A 9,106-nucleotide genomic window follows, 5' to 3' on the forward strand; every position below is an offset into this window, starting at 1 on the left:
AAATTCACACTTAAATTATTCTTGTGTATGGCTTATCTTAATTTATAAGATCACTTATCCACACTCTTAAGTTGTTGCACAAGCTTGCTTACATTGTTTTCTATTCTTTTGTTATTGGTTTCAAGATTAAAAATAGAATAGGAAAATATTGTGAGTATAAAAATCAAAGGCAAGATTATAATAAGTTTATTAAAATACAACCTCATAAATTTTTGCCAAGCATTTTCTTTAAAACTAATCTCGTAAGCTTTATTAAAAGCTAATTGTTCTTCTAAGGTATATAAGGATGCTAAGGAAGTAGCAATATTATTACAAAGATGAATTATCCTTTCTTCACAGTCTTTATTATCGCTATATTTTCCTTTATAACCTAAAATCAAACAAGTATATATGAATTCTAAAAAGTCTTTGTTTTTTGCAGGATTATTAAGCCAAGATAGCGCTATATCGTAAAAATTATTTCCTCCTAAGGTTTCATCAAATAATCTCACGGTTAAAGTATTATTAGCCCAAAAATCAATAAAATTCTCATTTTTCATTAAGCTTTCATCTATAAAAACACAAAGACAATATCTGAATTTTATAATGTCTTTTTCTTCATATTCCTTACAAGCACTTAACTTAGCACTTATGGCTAAAATACTATTAATCAGAGTTTCTCTTAAATTTGCAACAAAATGTGTCTCCAAAGAAGTAATTTTTGAAAGTCTATAAGAAAGCAAAAGAAGCTCTAAAGAATAATCTATTATTTTATTATTTTTAAGTCCTTCTAGTTTTGAGTTAAGAATTAGACTTAATTCTTCTTTATTTTTGCTTATGTTTTCTTGCATTAAAATACCGCCCACATTTTAATATCAGGATTATTAATATTATTAGTTAAATAAAAACTTATAACATTTTCTCCTTTAAAATCTTTAAATAATTCATCTTTTTTGTCAATTTTGTAATAAATATAACCATTTAAATAAGGAATGCTAGATGGAACATTAGGCACTTGATCAACATTAATTCCTTTAAGCTGGGTTGCAACTATATTTTTAATCTTGCTTTGAGTGTGAATTTTGCTTTGGGTTTTAAAATGACTTAGCAAATACTCTGTACTGACTTCAGCCTTAATCGCAAAATAAATTTCTGCATCTTCTAAAATTCCTGAATTATCAAATATAAAATCATAAAATCCATTCTGATTATTAATAATCTTAGCCATTGTGTATTTTGGGCTAGTTATTTTTGAAAATAATAATCTTAAGTTATTTATTAAACTTAAAAAAGTTTCGTTTAAATTATCATGTTTATAAGGAATAAATTCTAAAAAAGTCTCATCATTACTAAAAGCTGATAGTTCTCCTTGAAATTCTAAGAATTTTTCATATAAAATTTCAGGGTGGATTTTATCTTTATTTGCCAAATGTGAGAAGATTAAGTACCATTTTTTTAAAAGATTTAAAGATAAAAATGTACTAAAATCTAAAGTATTTTTGGTTTGATCTATGCCTTTAAATACATTATTTAAAACACTTTTATGTTGTTTGATTGCATGAATATTTTCCTCTAAAAAAGATCTGATGATGGGAATTTTACTTATGTTAAGACAAGTAGGTATAAAATCATTTTCTAATTCAATTTTTTTGTTAGCATCAATATTTTTAATTTTTGCAATAGGTAGTTCAAGTTCATCGGGGGTTGAATTACCCAAAATACCAAGTTTTAATCTCAAACTCGCCAAAAGCAAAGCTCTTTTTTCTTGGGTAAAAGCTGTATTTTCAAGTTCATCTTCATTTTCAAGATGGTGTAAAATATCCGTTTGAGAATCATCGTAATTTCTTAGAGCAATATTGCTCCTAAGGCAAATATATTTAGAATTTGAAAGACTGTTGCGTAAAGATAAATCAGCTATAGTGCTAAGTCCTAATGGAATTTTTAAAACAATGACTGAATTGATTAAGGACTCGTAGTTAATCTCAAGCGGCTTAGGAAGCAAGTCTTGTTCAGGTGCATTAAAAATACTGCCATCTTGTGCAATGCCTGAAATTTTCGAAAGTGCGATTTTACCTTGCATTAACATTTCTTGTGAGAACTCCAAATCTATAATTCCATATAGATTGCTATAGATATGAATTGTTTTTAAGTCTATATTTCTATTTAAAAATCTTTCTTGCTGCTCAAAATGAGTTTGTCCTATATTTAAGCCATCAAACCAAGCAACTTTTAATTTATCTGCCATATTAAGTCCTATTTACTTTTCTTGATGCCTTCTTTGCTGATTTCAAATTTTAAAATTTTATTACTACCAAATCCACTAGCCTCTTCTGTTTTTACTCCTATTTTTGTGGTTTTTTTTGTATGATTTGCAAAAAGAGCTAAAACCCCTATATAAGGAACTTCTTCATCATTAACTTTTACAGCTATTACTTTATCTTTTGGGGCAATTTGTAATTTAATAGAATCTATTTTATCTTTACCTAAAACCCCATCTTCTCTGGTTGCTAAATCTAAATCACTTGCTTCTTCAAATTTCTTTATGTCTTTTAATTGATAAACAATTACAGTAATGGGTACATCATCAAATCTATTATTGAGATTGGAATTTTCTAAATTATTAATTTGAACACTTACATTGCTAGAACATGCACTTAAGAATAATGACAATAGTATAAAAATAAAAAATTTTACATTAAACATAAAATATCCTTTATAGAGTATAAAATATTTTTTTATAAAATTAACATAATAATTTTTAAAATTCAATTATAATATTTTTTAAAGGAAAGAATAATGCTTTTTAGTAGTGATTTAAAAAATGATTTAGCTAAATTAGAAGAATTTCATTTGCTTGAAGATGAAATGTCAAAATACAAAACCTTAAATCATGAAAATATTAATTGGGATAAAGTTTATGAGTATTCAGAAATAATATTAAAAAATCATTCGCTTAATTTAAAAATTTGCAATTATCTTCTCTTATCTTGTTTTTATTCTAATAAAGAAAAATATTTCCATCAGCTTTTATTGCTTTTAAAACATTTAGAGCAATTGCTTAATCAAGATAATGATTTTTTACATACTCAAAAGAAAAAAATTAAAAATCTTATTGATAATTTCTTAAATGAATACAACAAAACACAACCTTCTTTAGCTTTTGATATTACAAAAGATTTTAATGAAATTTTTGCTAAATTAGAACAAATTTTACATTGTCAGTTTTTAAAACTTAAACTCAGTGATAAAACTCCTGTGATTTTAGAGCCAGTAAAACAAGAATTAAAAACACAAAATCAAAGCACACATTCTTTAAATGAAAGAGAATATAAAGCCTTTTATCAAAACTTAGCTTTTGAACTTTTAGATGAAGATGAAAATAATCTCAATGCCTATGCAATTTTTACGCAAGCCATGTGGGGAAAAATTAAAAATTTACCTCAAAACAGCAATAATATTACAAGATTAAGATATCCTGATCTTAATTTAATTCTAGCTTTGCAAGAAGAAAAAGAAAACAAAAAAGAACATATAAAATATTTTATGAGTAATCTTATTTTAAATCCCTTTTGGCTAGAAGGAATGAAGCTTTTTTGTGAATTTTTAGACAAAAACAAAAAAACAGCAGCATCAAAAATACTCATAAGTCTTACTCATGATTTTATTAACAAATTTGAAGGTATTAACAAGCTTTGTTTTGAAACAGGGCAAATGCTTTGTAAAGAAGAAATTATCAATTATTTTACAAGATTAAACATCAAAGAAAAAAAACCTATTTGGCAAGATAATCAAATACAAAAAGTACAAAAGGATTTGGAGCAAATCTTGATAGATATTGATAATGCAAATATCAATAATTCTTTAATGAATAATATTCACTCCTTGCTTGAAATAGCAAAAGTCTTTGAAAATAAAGGTATGAAAAAAAATGCCAAAATTTTTTATTTATATTTAGTGGAATTAATGGAAAAAACCTTGTTAAAAGATTATTTGCTAGAAGAATATGAAAATGCAAAAGAAAAAGTTAAATGACACCTCTTATATAAAATTTAGTTTAGTTTAACTATAATAAAATGAATATAAATACTTTTTAATCTTGAAAATAAAGGAATAAGAATGTCAGATGGCTCTCGCGCACCAAAAGAACGCATCAATATAACATATAAAGCTAAAACTAATGGGCAAAATGCTGAAATAGAATTGCCGTTAAAATTAATGGTAATGGCAAATTTAAAAGGAAAAAACGAAACTCCTTTAGAAGAAAGAGAAATTTTGCAAATCAATAAAAATAATTTTGATCAAGTAATGCAAAAATTAGATATAAATACAAGTTTTAGTGTTAAAAATACTTTAGGAACGCCAGCGGAAGAACTTGATGTTAATCTTCATATTTCCAGCATGAAAGATTTTTCACCTGATTATTTAGTTTACCAAATTCCTGAGTTAAGAAAGCTAATGCAATTAAGAGAAGCTTTGATGGCTCTAAAGGGTCCTTTGGGAAATATACCTGATTTTAGAAAAGCTGTTTTAGAAGCATTAAAAGATGAAAAAACAAAAGAAAAGTTACTTATAGAAATCAAAAAAGAAGAAGAATAGGAAATAAAAATGACAAATAAAACAACCCAAACTCCAATCATTGAAAGCATTATGGAAAAAAGCAAATATGCCAAAAATGATGAAAGTTATAGCATAGCAAAAAGAGGCGTTGCAGAATTTATTTCAGAAATTGTTAAAAGTGATAATGTTGAGGATAAAATCAATAAATTTGCACTCGATGAAATGATTGCACATATTGATGATTTATTATCAAAACAAATGGATGAAATTTTACACAATGAAGAATTTCAAAAGCTTGAATCCACTTGGCGCGGTCTTAGATTTTTGGTTGAAAGGACTGATTTTAATGAAAATATAAAAATCAATCTGTTTGATATTACAAAGGAAGAGGCTTTAGAAGATTTTGAAAATAATCCTGATATTACACAAAGTGTTATTTATAAAAACATTTATTCTTCAGAATACGGACAATTTGGTGGCGAGCCAGTAGGTGCTATTATTGGAGATTATCAGCTTAGTTCAGCAAGCCCTGATATGACTTTTTTAAATAAGATGTCAAGTATTGCAGCCATGAGTCACTCTCCTTTCTTAACCTCTTTTGGACCAAAATTTTTTGGACTTGAAGATTATTCTGAACTTGCCAATATCCAAGATTTAAAATCTTTATTAGAGGGTCCTCAATATACAAGATGGAGAACTTTTAGAGAAAATGAAGATTCTAAATATACAGGAGTGATGGTTACGAGATTTTTAACAAGAAGTCCTTATGATGTGGAAGAAAATCCTATTAAAAGTTTTAATTATAAAGAAAATGTTCATGCCTCTCATAATCATTTATTATGGGGCAATTCAGCTTATGCTTTTGCCACAAGATTAACAGAAAGTTTTGCAAAATATAGATGGTGTGGAAATATTATAGGACCAAAAAGCGGTGGGGCGGTTAAAGATTTACCTACTTATCTTTATGAAAGTTATGGAACTATGCAATCAAAAATCCCAACAGAAGTTTTAATTAGCGACAGGAGAGAATATGAACTTTCAGAAGAAGGTTTTATTACCTTAACTTTGCGTAGAGATACTAATAATGCGGCTTTCTTTTCTGCCAATAGTGTTTTAAAACCAAAAACATTTGCCAATACCCCAGAAGGCAAAGAAGCTGAAATGAATTATCGTTTAGGTACTCAACTTCCTTATATATTTTTAATTTCAAGACTGGCTCATTATTTAAAAGTTCTTCAAAGAGAAGAAATTGGTAGTTGGAAAGAAAGAAATGATATTGAAGAAGGATTAAATTCTTGGGTAAGACAATATGTTTCAGATCAAGAAAATCCTCCTGCTGAAGTAAGAAGTAGAAGGCCATTTAGAGGGGTAAAAGTCAAAGTAGATGATATAGCTGGCGAAGTAGGATGGTATAAAATAGGACTTAGTGTAAGACCTCATTTTAAATATATGGGTGGTAATTTTGAGCTTTCTTTAGTAGGAAAATTAGATAAAGAATAATGTCTTTACTCGATAAACTCATACACGAATTAGACGAGCAAAACACGCATGTTCCTTTTTATCAAAACGATTATGAGGATATTAAAAATAGTATAAAAGTTTTGCTCAATGCTAAACTTGATGATTGTTATACCATAAAAGATTTAGGTATGCCAAATTTAATTGATAGCAACCTTAATTCTAATGAATTATGTGTTTCTATGGCAAAAGAAATACAAAAACTCATTGTTTTATATGAACAAAGAATAAGAATAATTTCCATTACTTATGATAATAGCTTGAGTCCCTGTCAGCTTTCTTTCTTTTTAAAATGCACCTTTTGTGATGACAATTTTAAGGAATTTAATATAGAAATCATTTTTAAAAATAATAGGTATTGTGAGGTTGTATGAAAAATAATGTTTTTTACTATCAAAGAGAACTTAATTATTTGCATGAAACAAGAGAATATTTTATAAAATATTTTCCAAAACTCGCACCTTTTTTAGCTTATAATAGCAAAGATCCTGATGTTGAGAGAATCATTGAAAATCTAGCTATTTTAACTTCAAAAATTCATCAAGAACTTGATGAAAATATTCCTCATATAGCAGAATCTTTAATTAATATTATAGCTCCAAATTATACAAATTCTTTACCCTCGCTTTGTATGCAAGAATTTAACTTTGATAAGAAAAACAAGGAAAACAAATTAATCATTCCCAAAGGCACTATAGTTAAATCCAAAGCTATAGATAAATGTATTTGCGAATTTCAAACAATTTATGATGTTTATTTATATCCTTTATCTATTAAAGAGGTTTTTTTAGGAAGTAAAAACCAAGATTATACTTTGAATTTAAAAATGCAAATCGATAAAACAGATACTAGAATATGCGATTTAAACTTGGATAAAATGGTTTTATATCTAGGTAATGAAATTTATAGTTCCACAACTTTACTTTTATATGTGCATTCTTATTTAAAAGAGCTTAAAATTCAATGTTTAGATACCAATGAAGAGTTTAAACTTGGTATTTATGATATAGAAAAAATAGGACTTGAAAATGAAGAGAGTGCTTTATTTTATAATGACTTAGGGTTTGAAAGTTTTTCATTATTAAGAGAATATTTCTTCTTACCGCAAAAATTTAATTTTTTTAAAATAAAAGGGTTGGATATTTTAAGAGAATGCCAAGGAAGAGAAATCAATATAGAATTTAAATTTTCCAAGCCTTTTCCTAAAAATTGTTTATTCAGAAAAGAATTGTTTTCACTAAGCATGACACCCATTATTAATATTTTTAAAAAAAGTGCTGAACCTTTTATTAATGACAATAAAAGAAACGGCTATAGAATTTTTATAGATAGAACACAGCCTAATGCTTATGAAATTATCCAAATACTTCAGGTTAAGGCACACAATAGCAATGGAGGAAGAAGAGTACTAAAAAATTACAAAAGTTTTGAGCGTTTTGAATTTTTAAAAGAACACAAAAGTGACTTTTATGCTTTAAACACTAAAAAGAATTCTAAAGGAGAAGCGTTTAAAGAAATTTCTTTTTTTTCTTCTAATTTTATAGATGAAACTATAAGTATAGAAACTTTATGTTCAAATAAAAACTTGCCTTCAAGACTACAAATAGCTGATATTAATATTTGTGATTTAAAGGATGTTTTAACTAAAAATATACAAGTTCCAAGCAAAACAAGAGAATGTAATATTGATGGAAATTTGCTATGGAAATTTGTGTCCATGCTTTCTTTTTCTTATCAAACCATGTTAAATAAAAACGCTTTTTTTGGAGTATTAGAGAGCTATAGTTTTTTAGAAGATAAAGAAAATGAAGAAAGCTATAGGCTTTTAAAAGAAGCTATTGTTAATATCAATAGCAAAAGTGTTTATCTGATTGATGAGCATATTACTAAAAAAGGAACAAGTGCAATATTTGAATTAAAAGACTCTTGTTTTTATTCCTTAGGAGAAGTATATAGATTGGGACTTATTTTATCAAAATTTTTATCATCTTTTGCCAGTATTAATTCGTTTTGTGAGCTTACAATAAAATGTGTTGATTCTAAAGAAATTTTACATTACCCTGCGATTTTTGGAAAAAAAGATCTAATATGAAAGATTTTGATTCTTATAGTTTTTACAAATTACTTAACACTCTATTAAAGCAATATGATAAGAAAGATATTTTTTTAAGAACCAATAAAAGTTTAAAACATCCTCATAAAGAAATAGAAAAACTTCATTTTTCAAAAGATAAAATACCTATTGAATTGATAACTAATTTTATGGGTTTACATGGAGTTTCATCGCAACTTCCTTCTTATATGTTGGATAAACTCTCTAGAAATGAAGATGGCAATGAAGGATGGAGTTTATTTTTTGATTTTTTCAATCATTATTTGCTTTGGATTTTTTTTGAAAGCATAGGTTTAAAAAGTTATCCTAGATCTTTTAATAAAGATTTTAGTGATGTTATTTCAAAAATTTTATTTAATATCTTAGGTATTAAAGAGCAATCTATCGCAATAAAATATTTACCATTTGCTCCTTTGCTTTTAAGTTTGAGACGTCCAAAGACATACATTGAAAGAGTTTTGCAAAGTAATTTTAATTTAAAAAATAAATTAAGTATTATAGAAAATTTACCCCACCAAATTTTAATTGCAAAATCCCAAAAAAATAATCTAGGCATAAAAAATCATATTTTAGGAAAAAACTTTATTTTAGGCGATACATTTTTATCTCATCAAAATAAAATTGCTATTTTTATAAAAGATATTGAATACCAAGATGCTATAGAATATTTACCTCATGGCAGTAAATATCAAGACTTAAAAGATAGTATTATATTTTTAACCAATAATGAGTTTTGTGTTGATTTGTATTTAAAAATTAATTATTCAAAAAGAATGAATTTTATATTAGGAGATGAAAGTACTGCTAAACTTGGATGGGCTAAAATTTTAGGAAAGACAAAAAAAAATTATGCAATTATGCATATTAAATTATATGAATAAATTTTTATCTATGGTTTGGTTTAATTGCTTTACCTTAAAGGTAAAGCAATTAATATTA

9 protein-coding genes are annotated in these 9,106 nt (G+C 26.3%); 6 read left to right on the forward strand and 3 right to left on the reverse strand.

Annotation, left to right across the window (positions count from 1 at the left end; genetic code table 11):
• Window positions 1–50: 50 nt before the first annotated feature.
• The 3 genes from icmH to tssJ are packed head-to-tail and all read right to left on the reverse strand — an operon-like array spanning window position 51 to window position 2,682.
• The gene (gene icmH, locus ELQ16_RS09505) at window positions 51–830 is read right to left on the reverse strand and encodes a type IVB secretion system protein IcmH/DotU (protein WP_134239383.1); all 780 of its coding nucleotides are present in this window, start codon (window positions 828–830) and stop codon (window positions 51–53) included.
• Window positions 830–2,224, reverse strand: a complete 1,395-nt coding sequence (tssK, locus tag ELQ16_RS09510) for a type VI secretion system baseplate subunit TssK (RefSeq protein WP_134239385.1) — start codon at window positions 2,222–2,224, stop codon at window positions 830–832. Before tssK ends, icmH begins: the two co-directional genes overlap by 1 nt.
• 8 nt (window positions 2,225–2,232) lie before the next feature.
• Window positions 2,233–2,682 (reverse strand): type VI secretion system lipoprotein TssJ, encoded by a 450-nt coding sequence (gene tssJ, locus ELQ16_RS09515; protein WP_134239387.1) that lies wholly within the window; start codon window positions 2,680–2,682, stop codon window positions 2,233–2,235.
• A gap of 93 nt (window positions 2,683–2,775) precedes the next feature.
• Between tssJ and ELQ16_RS09520 the strand changes: the two genes are divergently transcribed.
• The 6 genes from ELQ16_RS09520 (at window position 2,776) to ELQ16_RS09545 (ending at window position 9,048) form a co-directional block, all read left to right on the forward strand.
• Complete coding sequence (locus ELQ16_RS09520; protein ID WP_134239389.1) at window positions 2,776–4,011, forward strand: type VI secretion system domain-containing protein; 1,236 nt, start codon at window positions 2,776–2,778, stop codon at window positions 4,009–4,011.
• Between the two features lie 84 nt (window positions 4,012–4,095).
• On the forward strand, window positions 4,096–4,575 hold the full coding sequence (tssB, locus tag ELQ16_RS09525) for a type VI secretion system contractile sheath small subunit (RefSeq protein ID WP_134239391.1): 480 nt from the start codon (window positions 4,096–4,098) through the stop codon (window positions 4,573–4,575).
• A gap of 9 nt (window positions 4,576–4,584) precedes the next feature.
• The gene (gene tssC / locus ELQ16_RS09530; RefSeq protein WP_134239393.1) at window positions 4,585–6,036 is read left to right on the forward strand and encodes a type VI secretion system contractile sheath large subunit; all 1,452 of its coding nucleotides are present in this window, start codon (window positions 4,585–4,587) and stop codon (window positions 6,034–6,036) included.
• Window positions 6,036–6,428, forward strand: coding sequence for a GPW/gp25 family protein (locus ELQ16_RS09535; RefSeq protein WP_134239395.1), 393 nt, complete (start codon window positions 6,036–6,038; stop codon window positions 6,426–6,428). Before tssC ends, ELQ16_RS09535 begins: the two co-directional genes overlap by 1 nt.
• On the forward strand, window positions 6,425–8,146 hold the full coding sequence (tssF, locus tag ELQ16_RS09540; protein WP_134239397.1) for a type VI secretion system baseplate subunit TssF: 1,722 nt from the start codon (window positions 6,425–6,427) through the stop codon (window positions 8,144–8,146). Before ELQ16_RS09535 ends, tssF begins: the two co-directional genes overlap by 4 nt.
• Complete coding sequence (locus ELQ16_RS09545; RefSeq protein ID WP_134239399.1) at window positions 8,143–9,048, forward strand: type VI secretion system baseplate subunit TssG; 906 nt, start codon at window positions 8,143–8,145, stop codon at window positions 9,046–9,048. Before tssF ends, ELQ16_RS09545 begins: the two co-directional genes overlap by 4 nt.
• The last annotated feature ends 58 nt before the right edge of the window (window positions 9,049–9,106 follow it).

Source organism: Campylobacter sp. US33a (assembly GCF_004378855.1).
Taxonomy (GTDB): domain Bacteria; phylum Campylobacterota; class Campylobacteria; order Campylobacterales; family Campylobacteraceae; genus Campylobacter_D.